The 15,945-nt window shown below is 34.6% G+C and carries 13 protein-coding genes; 10 read left to right on the top strand and 3 right to left on the bottom strand.

The window, feature by feature from the left end; all coding sequences use genetic code 11:
* Window positions 1-16: 16 nt before the first annotated feature.
* Together FDY99_RS19995 and glgB are read right to left on the bottom strand one after the other, a co-directional pair.
* Window positions 17-1,423 (bottom strand): glycogen synthase, encoded by a 1,407-nt coding sequence (locus tag FDY99_RS19995; protein ID WP_139423452.1) that lies wholly within the window; start codon window positions 1,421-1,423, stop codon window positions 17-19.
* The gene (gene glgB / locus FDY99_RS19990; protein WP_185148753.1) at window positions 1,420-3,369 is read right to left on the bottom strand and encodes a 1,4-alpha-glucan branching protein GlgB; all 1,950 of its coding nucleotides are present in this window, start codon (window positions 3,367-3,369) and stop codon (window positions 1,420-1,422) included. The genes FDY99_RS19995 and glgB overlap by 4 nt, the downstream gene beginning before the upstream one ends.
* Before the next feature lie 173 nt (window positions 3,370-3,542).
* Here glgB and FDY99_RS19985 point away from each other — a divergent pair, with 173 nt between their 5' ends.
* From FDY99_RS19985 to FDY99_RS19940, 10 genes are all read left to right on the top strand, one after another.
* A complete protein-coding gene (locus FDY99_RS19985; protein WP_139423450.1) occupies window positions 3,543-4,673 on the top strand; it encodes an alpha/beta hydrolase-fold protein in 1,131 nt (376 codons plus the stop codon).
* 2 nt (window positions 4,674-4,675) lie between these two features.
* On the top strand, window positions 4,676-6,091 hold the full coding sequence (locus FDY99_RS19980) for a leucyl aminopeptidase family protein (protein ID WP_139423449.1): 1,416 nt from the start codon (window positions 4,676-4,678) through the stop codon (window positions 6,089-6,091).
* Window positions 6,092-6,231: 140 nt separating this feature from the next.
* Entirely contained in the window at window positions 6,232-7,443 is a 1,212-nt protein-coding gene (locus tag FDY99_RS19975) for an ATP-grasp domain-containing protein (protein WP_102980209.1), read from the top strand.
* 5 nt (window positions 7,444-7,448) lie between these two features.
* Window positions 7,449-7,727, top strand: a complete 279-nt coding sequence (locus FDY99_RS19970) for a hypothetical protein (protein WP_139423448.1) — start codon at window positions 7,449-7,451, stop codon at window positions 7,725-7,727.
* A gap of 33 nt (window positions 7,728-7,760) precedes the next feature.
* A complete protein-coding gene (locus tag FDY99_RS19965; RefSeq protein WP_074229165.1) occupies window positions 7,761-8,471 on the top strand; it encodes an alpha/beta hydrolase-fold protein in 711 nt (236 codons plus the stop codon).
* A 46-nt stretch (window positions 8,472-8,517) separates the two neighbouring features.
* Entirely contained in the window at window positions 8,518-9,471 is a 954-nt protein-coding gene (locus FDY99_RS19960; RefSeq protein ID WP_074229166.1) for an ATP-grasp domain-containing protein, read from the top strand.
* A gap of 26 nt (window positions 9,472-9,497) precedes the next feature.
* Complete coding sequence (locus FDY99_RS19955) at window positions 9,498-10,616, top strand: carboxylate-amine ligase (protein ID WP_074229167.1); 1,119 nt, start codon at window positions 9,498-9,500, stop codon at window positions 10,614-10,616.
* 32 nt (window positions 10,617-10,648) lie between these two features.
* The gene (locus tag FDY99_RS19950; RefSeq protein ID WP_139423447.1) at window positions 10,649-11,482 is read left to right on the top strand and encodes a type 1 glutamine amidotransferase; all 834 of its coding nucleotides are present in this window, start codon (window positions 10,649-10,651) and stop codon (window positions 11,480-11,482) included.
* A gap of 73 nt (window positions 11,483-11,555) precedes the next feature.
* Window positions 11,556-12,740, top strand: a complete 1,185-nt coding sequence (locus tag FDY99_RS19945) for a hypothetical protein (protein ID WP_139423446.1) — start codon at window positions 11,556-11,558, stop codon at window positions 12,738-12,740.
* Window positions 12,741-12,748: 8 nt separating this feature from the next.
* Entirely contained in the window at window positions 12,749-13,231 is a 483-nt protein-coding gene (locus tag FDY99_RS19940; RefSeq protein WP_139423445.1) for a hypothetical protein, read from the top strand.
* Between the two features lie 19 nt (window positions 13,232-13,250).
* On the opposite strand, the gene cphA is transcribed toward FDY99_RS19940, so the two are convergent.
* Window positions 13,251-15,878 (bottom strand): cyanophycin synthetase, encoded by a 2,628-nt coding sequence (gene cphA / locus FDY99_RS19935; RefSeq protein WP_139423444.1) that lies wholly within the window; start codon window positions 15,876-15,878, stop codon window positions 13,251-13,253.
* Between the last annotated feature and the right edge of the window lie 67 nt (window positions 15,879-15,945).

Raw genomic sequence — 15,945 nt, 5'->3', positions numbered from 1 at the left:
ATATCTGCGTTTTTTTTTAATTTTTATATAATGTTAAATATTTTTCAGCTGATTTTTCCCAGGCAAAGTCAAATTTCATATTAGACAAAACCAATTCATCCATTTGTGCTTTGTTTTTGTAAATATTCACACCACGACTCATCGCGTGAATAATATCGTCAACTCCGGGATAGGTAAAATTCAAGCCGGAACCTCCGGTTGTAATATCTTTTACAGTATCTCTCAATCCTCCTGTATAACTCACCACAGGAACAGTTCCGTAACGCATTGCATACATCTGATTGAGACCGCAAGGTTCAACTCTTGAAGGCATCAACAAAAAATCTGCCGAAGCGTAAATTTTATGTGATAAATGTTCTTTATATCCAATATCTGTCGCAAAATTTGAATAAACTGAGTCCAATTCTTTCAACTGTTGTTCTATATAAGCATTTCCTGAACCAAGAACAATAATATTTAAACCTCCGAAACTCTGCTTAATACTTCGCCAAATTAAATCCGGAAGCAAATCTGCACCTTTTTCAGTAGCAAATCTTCCGATAAAAGCAAACAAAGGAAGTTCAGGATTTAAACCATATTCTTTACAAAGTTTAGCCTTGTTTTTCTTCTTTATTTTAAGTGCATTTTTGCTATTAAAATTAAAATCGATCATTGGATCGGTCTGTGGATTCCAAACATCTGTATCGATCCCGTTGATAATTCCATAAGCTTTTGAAAATTCTTCTCTTACCAAACTTTCAAGACCTCTGAAACTCACAAACAATTCTTCTAAATATCCTTCTGAAACCGTTGTAAAAGCATTACAACATTTAATCATACTCGCCAAAGGATTGATAAAGCCATTCCAGTCGAGAAGTCCCCATTTGTGATGATCAAAAGCAGGCATATAATTGACCATATCCCAACTCATCATTCCCTGATATTCACCGTTATGAATCGTTCCTATCGTTTTTACACCTTTTAAAAATTCAAACTCTTCACAGTTTTCTATCATAAAAGGAACCAAACCTGTATGGTAATCATGACAATGCAAAACATCGGGACGAATTTTCATCGCAGTCAACCAATGTAAAACCCCGTGCTGAAAAGCTAAAAACTGAAAACTTTCATCTTGATAGCCATAAGGATTTTCACGGTCAAGCAATCCCGGAATTTTCACCATAAACAATTCAAATCCCAAAACATCTGTCGTTTCTTTCATTACCTGAACCTGAAGCATATTGGAACCCTGATGAATAAACCCATCAAAAACCACTTCAAAATCATAGTCGTACACAAAATGTTTGTTATACCAAGGCATCACTACTTTTGCGTTGACCTCTTTTATTTTGTTCTGATATTTTGGCAAAGCACCGACCACATCTGCAAGTCCGCCAACTTTTGCTACGGGATAACATTCTGTACTGAGGTGAAATATTGTCATTTTTTGTGTTGTTTAATCCTATTTAATTTATACTTTTTATCTTTTCTCTGTCTTAAAACAATTCCGGAAAGTGCAGGAAGATTTATGCTTATTGATCTTGGACGGTTCATCCATTCATCGTGATCTTCTCTGAAGATATTCGCCTCAACTCCGCTTCCATTGTATTTTTCATCATCGGAATTCAAAACTACTTCCCAGTGTGTACCTAAATTTACGCCAACTTTATAATCTAAAACATTTGGGGTAAGATTTAAGATCACCATAAAAACATCATCCCTTCTTTTTCCTTTCCTTAAATAAATATAGACAGAATTTTCCTGATCGTTGGCTTCAACCCATTCAAAACCATTTTGATTGAATTGATTTTCAAAAAGCGCTGTTTCGTTCTTATAAAGATGATTCAGATCTTTCACTAAAGTCTGCAAACCTTTATGAACCGGATATTCCAACAAATGCCAATCTAAGCTCTGCTTAAAATTCCATTCATTGGTTTGCCCGAATTCATCACCCATAAACAATAATTTTGCTCCGGGATGCGTAAACATATAAACATACAAAGCTCTAAGATTGGCAAATTTCTGCCATTCATCACCTTTCATTTTATAGATCAAACTTGCTTTTCCGTGTACCACTTCATCGTGCGAAAGCGGAATCATATAATTTTCATTATACATATACATCGAAGAAAAAGTCAGCTTGTTATGATGATGTTTTCTATTGATTGGATCTTCTTTAAAATAAAATAAAGTATCATGCATCCATCCCATCATCCACTTCATACCAAATCCTACCCCGCCTTCATGTACAGGCTTTGTCAGCTTTGGAAAGTCTGAACTTTCCTCAGCAATGGTCATGATATTATTTCCAAATTCTTTATAAACGGCTGTATTAAATTCCTGAAGAAAAGCTTTTGCTTCAAGATTTACATTTTCTCCATAAATATTCGGTTCCCATTCGCCTTCATTTCTTGAATAATCTAAATGAAGCATTGAAGTTACCGCATCAACCCGAAGTCCGTCTGCGTGATAACGATCGAGCCAGAATACCGCATTTGAAATTAGAAAAGATTTCACTTCATTTCGTCCGTAATTAAAAATATAAGATTTCCAATCGGGATGAAACCCCTTTCTGGGATCTTCATGTTCATATAAATAAGAACCGTCAAAACGATGCAATCCATTTGCATCACCCGGAAAATGCGAAGGAACCCAATCTAAAATAACGCCAATATCATTTTTATGAAGTTCGTTAATTAAAAACATCAAATCCTGCGGAGAACCAAAACGAGACGTTGCTGCAAAAAAACCGGTAATCTGATACCCCCAACTCGGATCATAAGGATATTCCATCACGGGCATAAACTCTACATGAGTAAAACCCATTTCATTAATATAAGGAACCAGTTTTGAGGCAATATCTCTGTAATTCAGAAATTTTTCAGGATTATTTTCGTTTCGTAGCCACGAACCTAAATGTAATTCGTAAACGGAAATCGGAGCCTCTAAACTGTTTTTTTGCCAGCGTTTTTCCAGCCATTCCTGATCGCTCCATTCATACCAATTGGTAGAGACCATTGATGCAGCCTGGAGATTTTGTTCCCAGCTTAAAGCATATGGATCACTTTTTTCTAAAATTTTTCCTTGAGCCGTTTCTATTGCATACTTGTAAAGTATTCCCAAAGAAAGCGCAGGAATAAAACCTTCCCAAATCCCGGATTGATCCCATCTCGGAAAAAGGATATGTTCTCGGTGATTCCAGTTATTAAAATTCCCGATAACGGAAACTTTTTTGGCATTCGGAGCCCAAACCGAAAAATAAACCCCTTTTATTCCGTCTTTTTCAACAGAATGAGCACCAAACTTTTCGTAGAGTCTGTAATGTTTACCTTCTTTAAAAAGATAGACATCATGCTCCGTAAAAAGGGTGTAGGTTTTTACAAAATTCATCATAATCGGTTTTGGTCTACATCATCATAAACATATATCTTTTACAGAATTACGATGACTACCAAATATATAAAATTTTCCCTTGGCTGGAGCTATTTTTAATCAATATTAAAAAGAATTCATAAAAATATTTTTTATAAATTTGAAAGTTTTAAAACCGTTAAAAACACAGAATGAAATTTACGCTCAATACGGCAGAAAAAGACAGCAGACCTATTTTCATCACCGGAAATTTTAATAAATGGAATCCTAAAGATTACCATTTTCAACTTACAATTTTGGATGAAAACATCTACAGCATTGACATTGAAGACCAATTGCTAGGTGATGACATAGAATATAAATTCACAAAAGGCGGTTGGGAAAATGTAGAACTGGATCAGTACGGAAACATTACGCCAAACAGAAAAATCAACAAAAAATCTGGAACAACCAATGATTTTGTGGAAAAATGGAGATTCAACTGGGGACCATTTAAAGATGAGTTCTTCCCTATTGTTGAGGTGATCTCTGAAGAATTTTACATTCCGCAGCTTGACCGTTACCGTAAAGTTTGGGCACTTTTACCCTACGATTATTATATTTCAGATAAAAAATATCCTGTGCTTTATCTTCAGGATGCTCAAAATTTATTCAATGAAGGCAGCGCCTACGGAAACTGGGAGATCGACAAAAAACTATCGATTCTTGCGGAATACGGTCGTGGAGATGTTATCGTAATCGCAGTAGAACACGGAAGCGAAGACCGGATTAAAGAATATATTTTCGATAATGATAACGTTGCCAACGGATCTGAAGGGAAAAAATACATCAGATTCGTTACTGACACTTTAAAACCTTTTGTTGATGAACATTATCGTACAAAAAAAGACCGCGAAAACACAGGGATTGGCGGAAGCTCTTTAGGAGCGCTCATCAGTCTTTACAGTGGTTTTCTTTACCCTGAAGTTTATTCTAAACTGCTTATTTTTTCACCTTCCCTTTGGATAGAACCCAACAATAACTTTCCGATGATGAGTTTCAGAGTTCCTTTTAAGACTAAAATCTATCTTTATGGAGGCGAACAGGAAGGAGCTAAAATGGTAAAAAGAATTCAGGTTTTTGAAAACTATTTACAACGGTGGGAAAAGAAAAACCTTTTTGATTTTGAATTTAAAACCAATATCAATCCCGACGGAGAACATAGCGAATTTTATTGGTCACAGGAATTTCCTAGAGCAATTGAATGGCTTTTCTATAATAATACAGAAAACCCTGTTGAAGTAACACCAAAACAGGAAAATATTAAAAATAAAACGATTTAAAAATGCAATTATTCAATAAAAAAAATAAACAATATGCTCAGATCTTTCAATTATTCACAGAAGAATCCTGGACTCTAAACTCTAAAAAATTCAACAAAAATATTGCCCTTCTTTTTTCAGGAAAAAAACATGAAGTTTTTATAGAAACCAGTGAAAAAACCATCACTTATTATATAGGTCTTGGAAAAGAAACTTTACAGAATTTTGAATTTCAGCAAATTGGAGTAAAATTCTCTCAGACTCAAAAAAAAAATATACAAACCGTACCTACGTTATTAATTTCTGAATTCATTATTCAAAAACAATTTGAAGAGTTCACAAAAGGATTACTATTAGGAACTTACACTTACCCATTTGATAAAACCCATCCTTTTTGGAATAAATCTTTCGAGCTTCATTTTGGGAATTTAAGCCAGAAAAAATTAGATACTATTTCTTCAAGAATAGATGCGATCTGTCAAGGACAAGTAGCTTGTCAGGATTGGCTTAATAAACCAGCCAATCTAAAAAAGCCTGAGATCTTCAATACTTATCTAAAGAATTTAGCCAAGAAAAATCAGTTAAAGCACACCGTTTTTAATAGAAAAAAATGTGCCGAATTAGGTCTTGGAGCCTTTCTTTCTGTTAATCAGGGAAGTGCTTATGATGCCGCTTTTACTATTTTGGAATATAAAACAACGGAGAAAAACGCCAAAACTTTTGGGCTTGTAGGAAAATGCGTTTTATTTGACACGGGGGGAATTTCCCTGAAAGCTTCAGACAATATGCACTATATGAAATCTGACATGGGAGGTGCAACCGCAGTGATTGGAGCACTAATTTACGCATCGCAAATGAAACTTCCCGTTAACATTACAGCAATTTTACCGATTACTGACAATGCAATTTCTGAAAATGCCTACTTACCAAGCGATGTCATTACGGCTTACAACGGAAAAACAATTGAAGTTTTAAACACCGATGCAGAAGGCAGAATGACTCTTGCAGATGGCTTATCTTATCTTTCAAAAAATTACAAAACGGATATTTTAATTGATCTTGCAACCCTTACAGGAAGTTCGGTAAGAATGTTTGGAGACACTTGTGGAGCGATGTTTTCTAACAATGAGGATTTGAAAAATCTTTTAATTAAAACCGGTGATAAGACTAATCAGAGATTATGGAATCTTCCTTTATGGGATGTTTGGTTGGATGATTTTAAATCTGATGTTGCCGATTTTAAAAATATTTCAATGAAACCTCTCGGAGATTGTATTATTGCTGCAAAATTCTTGGAACAATTCATCGGAAACCATCCAAATTGGGCACATCTCGACATTGCAGGAGTTGCATTTGGAAGTGTAGGATATGCAAAAGAAAAAGCAGCAACCGGCTTTGGAGTGCAATTACTGGCCGATTTAATCGAAAATTATCATTAAAAATTAGTTTTTTAAAATTTTTCTTCTTATACTTGATTAGTAATTTTCAAAAGCACACCGATTATCAATTTTTAATATTAAATAATCAACAATCATAAGCTTTTATTTTTTATAATTTAATAAAAATTAAAAATCATTATATGAAGGAGAAAACCATCGTATGCATTTCGTGCTATTATAAAGGTTACGATTTTATGGACGAGATGAAAAAACTCGGTAATAAAATCATCCTCGTAACATCGGAAAATTTAAAAGAAAAAAACTGGCCATGGCACGCTGTCGATGAAGTTTTCTATATGCCGGAGATAAAGCCTTCGGTCTGGAATCTTGATCATCTTATTCAGGGATTTTCTCACTTGATGAAAACCAGGAAAGTAGATGCTGTAATCGCTTTGGATGATTATGATGTTGAAAAAGCTGCACTGATTCGTGAGACATTCCGTATTCCCGGAATGGGACAGACAACGCACCGTTATTTCAGAGATAAACTCGCCATGCGTCAAAAAGCAAAAGACTCCGGAATCAATGTTCCTGAATTTACTGCTGTGTTTAATGATCAGGAAGTAAAAGATTTCACCGAAAAAGTTTCTCCGCCATGGGTTTTGAAGCCACGTTCTGAAGCTTCAGCATCAGGAATTAAAAAATTAAAAACTCAGGAAGAGCTTTGGAATGCTTTGGAAAAACTGGGTGAAGAGAGACATTTATTTCTTCTCGAAAGTTTTAAACCAGGCGATGTTTACCATGTAGACAGTTTAACATTCAATAAAGAGATTGTTTTTACTTCTGCTTCAAAATACCTTGCTCCACCGATGCAGGTTTCTCATGAGGGCGGGGTTTTCAGAACCAAAACTTTAGGAAGATATTCTGAAGAGTTTAAAGCTTTGGAAGAAGCTAATGCAAAAGTTTTAAACAACTTTGGCTTGCTTAATGGTGCTACTCACACAGAATTTATTCGTGGTAAAGAAGACAAAAAATGGTATTTCCTGGAAACTTCCTCAAGAGTTGGAGGTGCGCATATTCCAGATTTGGTAGAAGCTTCTAGCAATATTAATATTTGGCGTGAATGGGCAAAGATTGAAGATGCATTGCTAAGAGGAAATCATTACGAAGTTTCAAAACCAACTGGATATTATTCGGGATTGATCGTAGCGTTGATTAAAGATTTAGCTCCCAATTATAAAGATTTTGAATGTGAAGAAGTTGTGAAATTTCTTCCAATCGACTATCATGTAGGAATTGTTTATAAGTCGAAAGATTCTGATATTGTTCAGGACAGGCTTGATTCTGCAGCTGAAAAGATTCATGCGGAGATGTTGAATGTACTTCCCCCGAAAGATAAACCGAGTTCTTAATTTTAATGAATAGAAAAATTGACATTCAAGAAATTATAGATTTTATAACATTTAATTTACCAAAAGAATCTAATTTAAAAACTAATTTAAACACCATCAAATTTGGAAAATGGGAAAGTAAAGCATATTACAAATTTGTTGATTCTACAGATGCAAATAAACCTGGATCAAAATGGCAGTTTAAAGAAAATATTATTTTAGAACATCCAAAATATAAAACAATTGTTCTGGATATTCTTCAAGATGATCAACTGGGTGGAATTGAATTCATTAAGTTCATATAATATTAACACAAATAAAAGCTCAAACAATAAAATATGCCACATATAGAACATACAGATTATTATTCCAATATCTTAGGAACAAGCCTTAAAGTGGAAGTTACGGGACATTACGGTTATCCGATTATTATGTTTCCGACCTCACAAGGTTTATATACTCAAAATCATGATTTTCACCTGAACAGCAGCATCAATTATTTTATTGAGCAGGGAAAAGTAAAATTATACAACGTTCAAACGATTGATGCGTGGACTTTTTATGACGAAAAAATTTCGCCGCAACAAAGAATAAAAAATTATGAAAAATATGTACAGTTTCTGATTCAGGAGTTTGTTCCTTATATCCAAAAACTTCACCAGATCCATCGTGTTGCGATTGCAGGAGCGAGTTTCGGAGGTTATCATGCAGCTAATTTTGCGTTTCGTTTTCCGGATGTGATTTCGCATTTATTCTGTCTTTCGGGAGCATTCAGCATTAGAAATTTCATGGATGGATATGATGGTGAACTGGTTTATTTTAACTGTCCGAGAGAATTTGTAAAAAACGATGAAGCCTGGAAATATAAGCATATGCACATTGTTTTAAGCACTTCTGATGAAGATATATGCAAAGATAAAAATGTGGAAATGGCAGGGATTTTAGCCTCAAAAGGAATTGATTTCTGGTATGACGAAAAAAAATGGATCAATCACGACTGGCCACTTTGGAGAATGACTTTTCCAACGTACATCGGGGCATTTTTTTAAATTAAAACAACTCAAATATTAATATTAAATCATTAAAAAACAAATTATGGCAAAAAAAGTAGGAATTTTATTCGGGATGGAAGATACATTTCCGTGGGCATTTATTGATAAAGTAAACGAACTTGGAGGCGGAGAAGTAATCGCTGAAGCAGTGAATATAGATAAACTGGAGCAAGGTGCAGATTATGGGTATGCCGTGATTATTGACAGAATTTCTCAGGATGTTCCTTTCTACAGAGCTTATCTTAAAAATGCAGCTTTAAACGGAACCTATGTAATCAACAATCCTTTTTGGTGGAGTGCTGATGAAAAATTCTTCAACAATGCTTTAATGACTAAACTTGGAATTCCTTTACCTAAAACCGTTTTGCTTCCTTCACACGAAAGACCTACAGATACTTCAGAAACTTCATTCAGAAACCTAAAGTTTCCACACGACTGGGAATATATTTTTGATTACGTAGGATTTCCGGCTTATATGAAACCTCATGATGGTGGTGGCTGGAAAAGCGTTTACCGAGTAGAAAATCCGCAGGATCTTTGGGATAAACTGAGCGAAACAGAACAATTAGTGATGATGGTGCAGGAAGAAATTGTTTTCCAGGATTATTACAGGGTGTATTGTTTAGGACAAAAATACGTTCACATTATGCCATATGAGCCAAGAAATGCACCTCATTTGAGATATGAAACTACTCATCAAACAGAAGGTGAAGATTTGAAAAAATTATTGAAAACAATTCATGATTATACCATAAAAATGAATCAGGCTTTAGGATATGATTTCAACACCGTAGAATTTGCGGTAAGAGACGGAATTCCTTATGCTATTGATTTCTGTAACCCAGCTCCGGATGCAGACAAAAATTCTGTAGGAGAAGAAAATTTCGCCTGGATTGTAGAACATTCTGCAAAATTAGCCATTGAAAAAGCTAAAGAATACGTTCCCGGAAAACCTAATATTTCGTGGGGAACTTTTGTAAAAGACTCTGTAAAATAAAAACCTAAAAAAACACTGAAAAAAAAATGCATCAATTTACAATAGGAATCGAAGAAGAATATCAGATTATCGATGTTGAAAGCCGCGATTTAATTTCTCATGTTTCAAAAATTATTGAAGGTGGAAAAGCTGTTTTAAGTGAAAATTTAAAACACGAAATGCACGAATCAATGATTGAAATGGAAACCGGAATTTGCCAGAATATTCAGGAAGCTCAGGCTGAACTCACCAATCTTAGAAGACATTTAATCAATACAGCGCACGAACAGGGACTTCGTGTTTCCGGAGGTGGAACTCATCCTTTTTCAAACTGGGAACACAACACGATTACAAACGGTGAACGTTACAACAAAATTGTAGACGATATGGGCGATGTTGCCCGTGGAAATCTTATTTTCGGATTACACGTTCACATTGGAATTCCCAACCGTGAAGAAGGCGTGAGAATACAGAATGTAATGCGTTATTTCCTTCCGCATGTTTATGCACTTTCCGTAAACTCCCCTTTTTGGATTGGAAGAAGCACAGGCTTTAAATCTTACAGACAAGAAATTTTCGTCAAATTCCCAAGAACCGGAATTCCGAGTTACTTTAATTCGTTGGCGGAATTTGACAGTTATGTTGATCTTTTGGTAAAAACCGGAACGATTGACAATGCCAAAAAAATATGGTGGGATCTGCGTGTTCATCCGTTTTATCCAACTATTGAGTTCAGAATTTGTGATATGCCTTTAAGAATTGAAGAAACAGTTTGTCTGGCTGCAATTATGCAGAGTTTAGTGGCTAAAATTTACAAGCTTCACCAGCAGAATTTAAGCTTCAGAAGTTACAGAAGATTATTGCTTAACGAAAATAAATGGCGTGCTTCCAGAGATGGAGTTCATTCTAAACTGATTGATTTTGGTAAAGAAGAATCGGTACCTTATCCTGATCTTTTAAAAGAACTTTTAGAGTTTATCGATGATGTTGTAGATGATTTAGGATGCAGAAAAGAAGTAGAATATGCCTGGAAAATTTTGGAAAACGGAACCGGCGCAGACCGACAATTAGCGGTCTATAAAGAAACAGGCGACTTAAAGAAAGTCGTTGATTATATGATATCTGAGACAGAATACGGCATCACGCACAACCAAACTGCTTTATAATAATTTCATAACTTTGCAGAAATTATGTGGTTATGAAAGATGTAAGAATTGCTTTGCTGGATATGAACAACAATCAGGCGAATCAGGGATTTAAAAATATAAAAGAAATCTCTGAGAATTTCCAGAAGCAATCGGAAGAAAATATAAGTATTACAGGTTTTGATGTAAGACATAAAAATGAAATTCCAAACATTGAAGATTTTGATATATTTATTTCTTCCGGCGGACCGGGAAATCCGCACCGTGAAGGCTTTGAATGGGAGCAGAAATTTGCAGATTTTTTAGATTCAGTTTATGAATATAACAAGCATAATGATGCAAAAAAATATCTTTTTCTGATTTGTCATTCTTTCCAATTGGCAAGTATTCATTGGGATTTAGGAAATATCTGTAAAAGAAAATCTTATTCTTTTGGAGTGCAGCCTATTCATAAAACGGAAGAAGGTGAAGCTGAATTTTTATTCAAAAACCTACCCGATCCTTTTTATGCTGTAGATTCCAGAGCATATCAGTTTATTGAACCTAATGTAGAGCGTTTTGAAGAATTAGATATGAAAATGGTAGCGATTGAAAAATCTCGTCCTCATATCGATTTGGAGCGGGCAATTATGGCAGTTCGTTTTTCTGATGAAATTTTCGGAACACAGTTTCATCCTGAAGCTAATCCTGACGGAATGATTGAAAATCTGAAAGACGAGAAAAATAAAGAAGCTATGATTGAAAATTACGGTATGGAAAAATATCTGGAAACCGTAGACAGAATTAATGACGAAGACAAAATCGTTCTTACACAATCTCAGATTCTACCTCGTTTTTTAAGCGATGCTAAGAAAAATATTTTGAAACAAAATACGGCAACAGCCTGATAAAAAATTCAAATAAAAACAATTAAAATCGAGCATTATTGCTCGATTTTTTAAATCACAAAAGAAAAAAATTATGATCCAAAAATACAGAAAACAGTTTAACGAAGAATTCACCCGCGAAAAGTATGATCAGATAAAATCAATCTTAGAAGAAAAAAGCGGCATACAACCTACATTCAGATTGTCTGAAAGTCCTATTTTTTTAACCAAAGAATTCAAAGAAAAATTAGTTTCAGCAAGTGAAAGTATTATTGATCAGATTAAAAATTTCCCTGAAGGAACTTTAGAAAACTCGATTCCTGAAAACTGTAAAGTTCCCAATGATACAAAGCAACCTCATTTTTTCACCATAGATTTTGGGATTTGCAGAAGTGAAAACGGAAAAATAGAACCTCAACTGATAGAATTACAAGCTTTTCCTTCGTTGTATGCGTTTCAGAATGTTTATGAAGATACTTTTTGTGAGGTTTATCCATTCTTAAATCAATTGAAAAATAATATTTCGGATGAAGACTATCAGAAGCATTTATATGAATTGATTGTTGGTAAAGAAAATCCTGAAAATGTTGTTTTGCTTGAAATTTATCCTGAAAAACAGAAAACGGCTATTGATTTTGCTTTAACTGAAAAACTTTTAGGAATAAAAACTGTTTGTCTAACTAAAGTAAAAAAGCAGGGAAATCAATTATTTTATGAGCGTAATGGTGAACTGATCAGAATCAAAAGAATTTATAACCGCGTCATTTTTGATGAGCTTGATAAAATTCCAGACCTTAAAACTGAATTTAATTTCCGTGAAGAGGTAGATGTGGAATGGATTACTCATCCGAATTGGTTTTTTAAAATTTCTAAATATCTTCTGCCTTTGCTAAAACATGAATTTGTTCCGAAAAGCTATTTCCTGCACGAGTTTCCTGAAAATGAAAGCCTTGAAAATTTTGTTTTAAAACCTTTGTTTTCTTTTGCAGGTAGCGGTGTAAATCTAAATCCCACAAAAGAGATTACTGATGCTATTTTAGATAAAAAAAATTATATCTTGCAGCGAAAAGTAAACTACGAACCAATTTTTGAAGATATCAACGGAGATTTTTCAAGAGCCGAAATCCGTTTACTTTATATCTGGAAAGAAAATGAAGAAAGACCAATTTTACTTCAAAATCTTTCAAGAATGACAAAAGCTGCAATGGTAAATGTAGATTTCAACAAAAAAGATGCAATCTGGATTGGCAGTTCTCATGCGTTTTTTGGAGAAGAATAGATTATGGAATGAATAAATATGTATTAAAAATCATTTTGCCGTTTATTTTAGTTTTTACTTTTAAGCTGAATGCTCAACAAAAAGTTTATTCTAAACAGGAAATCGGAAAATTTAAAGAAAATGAACAATTTTACCTCAATAAAAAAGTAAAAGACGTTTTAAGAGACCTTAAAGTAAATTTTGAGATAGCTTATGTTGGAGGTGGCTGGTCTGAAGAGACAAGTTTCATTACTTTTAGATTTAATAATCGAAAAGATGATTATCAGCTTCAGCAAAAAGGAATACAACCCGCAAGGTTAACGCTTTTTATTAAAGAACGAGATGCTAAAACTAATAAGCTTTTTCTTTCCGGGGAAAAAAGAATTGCATTTTATAGAGATAGTTTAAAAAATAAATCTAATCAACAGATTTTAAAGAATTACAAAAACCTCACTGTAGGTATGATTTACGCTAATTCTGAGCAGCTGGAAACAAAAAAAGGAGTAAATTAACTTTACTCCTTTTTTTATTTTAAAATTTATCGTCTTCAAGCAATTCCCTCGCCTGATAATCCTGAACAAGGTCAATTGCATTAGAAATTACATCACTTAGAGCTGTAATAAAAGTTCCTTCTTCCGCCATTCCCATTGCGTGTTTCAGCGCATCAATTTCTTTAGGAATCGTTTCGTAGCTCACATCTCTTCCCGAAGATTGCATTCCGTCGATAATCAAACCGTTGATTTCTTCTTCTGTTCTTCCTCGAAGATGTTTTTCGTTTCTGATGATAATATGATCAAACATTCTTCCGGCAATTTTTCCACACAGTCTGATGTCTTCATCTCTTCTGTCTCCCACACCGGAAATAATTCCGATTTTCTTGGTAGATTCTACATTTTTAAGATAATCTTCAATCGCTTCATAACCTGCAGGATTGTGTGCAAAATCTATCAAAACTTTAAAGTTTTTAAATTTAAATACATTCAGTCTTCCCGGAGTCAACTGTGCACTTGGAATAAATGTACGAAGTGAGTTTGAAATATCCTCAATCCCAAAACCATAAAGATAACAAGCCAAACTCGCCGCCAAAACATTATCTATCATGAATTTTGCCTTTCCTTCCATCGTAATCGGGAAATCTTTTACTTTTCCGATTCTTATTTTCCAATCGCCTTTTTTAATGGTTACATAGCCTTCTTCATAAACACAGGTTGTGCGTCCTTCTTTAGCAAATTTTTTGATGTATTCATTATTTTCATCTAAACTAAAAATAGCGACATTACTCGGCAAATCGTTGATGATTCTCATAGAATATTCATCTTCAGCATTCAAAACGCTCCATCCGCTTTTCTTTACACTGTCGAGTACTACTCTTTTTACTTTGGTTAAATCTTTCAGGTTGTGAATATCATTCATTCCTAAATGATCTTCTTTAATATTGGTTAAAACCCCGATGTCACACTGTCCGAAACCTAAACCGGAACGAAGAATTCCGCCACGTGCGGTTTCCAAAACTGCAAATTCTACAGTTGGATCTTTTAGAATAAATTCGGCTGAAATAGGACCTGTTGTATCACCTTTCGTCAACATCGTATTCTGAATGTAAATTCCGTCTGATGTGGTGAAACCTACTCTATAACCGTTACTTTTTACGATATGTGAAATTAATCTTGTCGTCGTGGTTTTTCCATTAGTTCCTGTAACTGCAATAATCGGAATGGTAAAAGGTTTTCCTTGCGGATACAACATATCTACAACCGGAGCTGCAACGTTTCTCGGAAGACCTTCACTTGGAGCCAAATGCATTCTGAAACCAGGAGCTGCATTTACTTCAATGATTGCTCCGCCGCTTTCTTTCAAAGGCTGTGTAAGATTTTCTGCCATAATATCAATTCCGCAGACATCTAAACCGATGATTTTTGAAATTCTTTCAGCCATTGTGATATTTTCCGGATGCACCATATCGGTAACATCAATAGAAGTACCACCTGTAGAAAGATTAGCTGTAGATTTTAGATAAACTATTTCTCCTTTTTGAGGAACTGTTTCTAAAGTATATTGGAGTTTTTCAAGTAATTCTAAAGTGTCTTTATCAACTGTGATTTCGGTCAAAACATTTTCGTGACCATATCCTCTTCTCGGATCTTTGTTTTCTTTTTCAATTAATTGCTCAAGATTAGATTCACCGTCACCAACAACATGAGCGGGAACCCTTCTTGCTGCTGCAACCATTTTATTATTGATTACCAAAACTCTGAAATCGTATCCCGTAATATATTTTTCAACAATTACTTTTTTTGAATATTTCTGAGCGTATTCTAAACCTGTCACAGAAGAAACCCAATCATTAACATTGATTGAAGAACCTTTTCCGTGATTTCCGTCCAAAGGTTTAATAACGATAGGATAACCAATTTTTTTGATAACGCTTTGTAGTTCTTCCTCATCCACAATTAAATCTCCCATCGGAACAGGAATTGCAGCATCATGAAGCATTCTTTTCGTCAGCTCTTTATTGCATGCAATATCTACAGCAATCGAGCTTGTATTTCCGGTAATTGTCGCCTGGAATCTTTGTTGATTAACTCCGTAACCTAACTGAACCAGCGAGTTGCTTCCCAATCTTATCCACGGAATTTTTCTTGAAACTGCTTCCTCAACAATACTTCCTGTTGAAGGTCCCAATCTTACACGCTCTCTGATTTCTTTTAACTTTTGAATACAGGCATTGATATCGTATTCTTTATTTTCAATTAAAGCTAAAGCAATTTCTACCGCCTGTTCGGCTGCATAGATTCCTGCATTTTCTTCGATATAATCAAACACGACGTTGTAAACTCCTGGAGATTTTGTCTCGCGCGTTCTTCCAAATCCTGTTTCCATACCCGCTAAAGTTTGAATTTCTAAAGCGATATGCTCAATGACATGTCCCATCCAGGTACCAGTTTCTATTCTATGAAAAAAACCTCCTCTCGTTCCTTCAGAACAACGGTGACTAATGAGCGAAGGCATAAGATGTTCTATTCTTTCACGAAAACCTTCGATTTTATTTGTAGGAAAATCTTCCATTTCCTCCAGATCCAAACGCATCTGTATCAGCTTCTTTCTTCTTATACTCCAAATATTTGGACCACGCAAAGCCTGTATCTTCTCAATTTTCATACTTTAGTTATACCTTATTATATTAATAAAAACATCTTTCTAAATCAAAGATAATGTAAAACATGAA

Source organism: Chryseobacterium mulctrae (genome assembly GCF_006175945.1).
Lineage (GTDB): Bacteria > Bacteroidota > Bacteroidia > Flavobacteriales > Weeksellaceae > Chryseobacterium > Chryseobacterium mulctrae.
The sequence above is the reverse complement of the archived record's forward strand: the minus strand, read 5'-3'. Positions and strand labels throughout refer to the sequence as shown.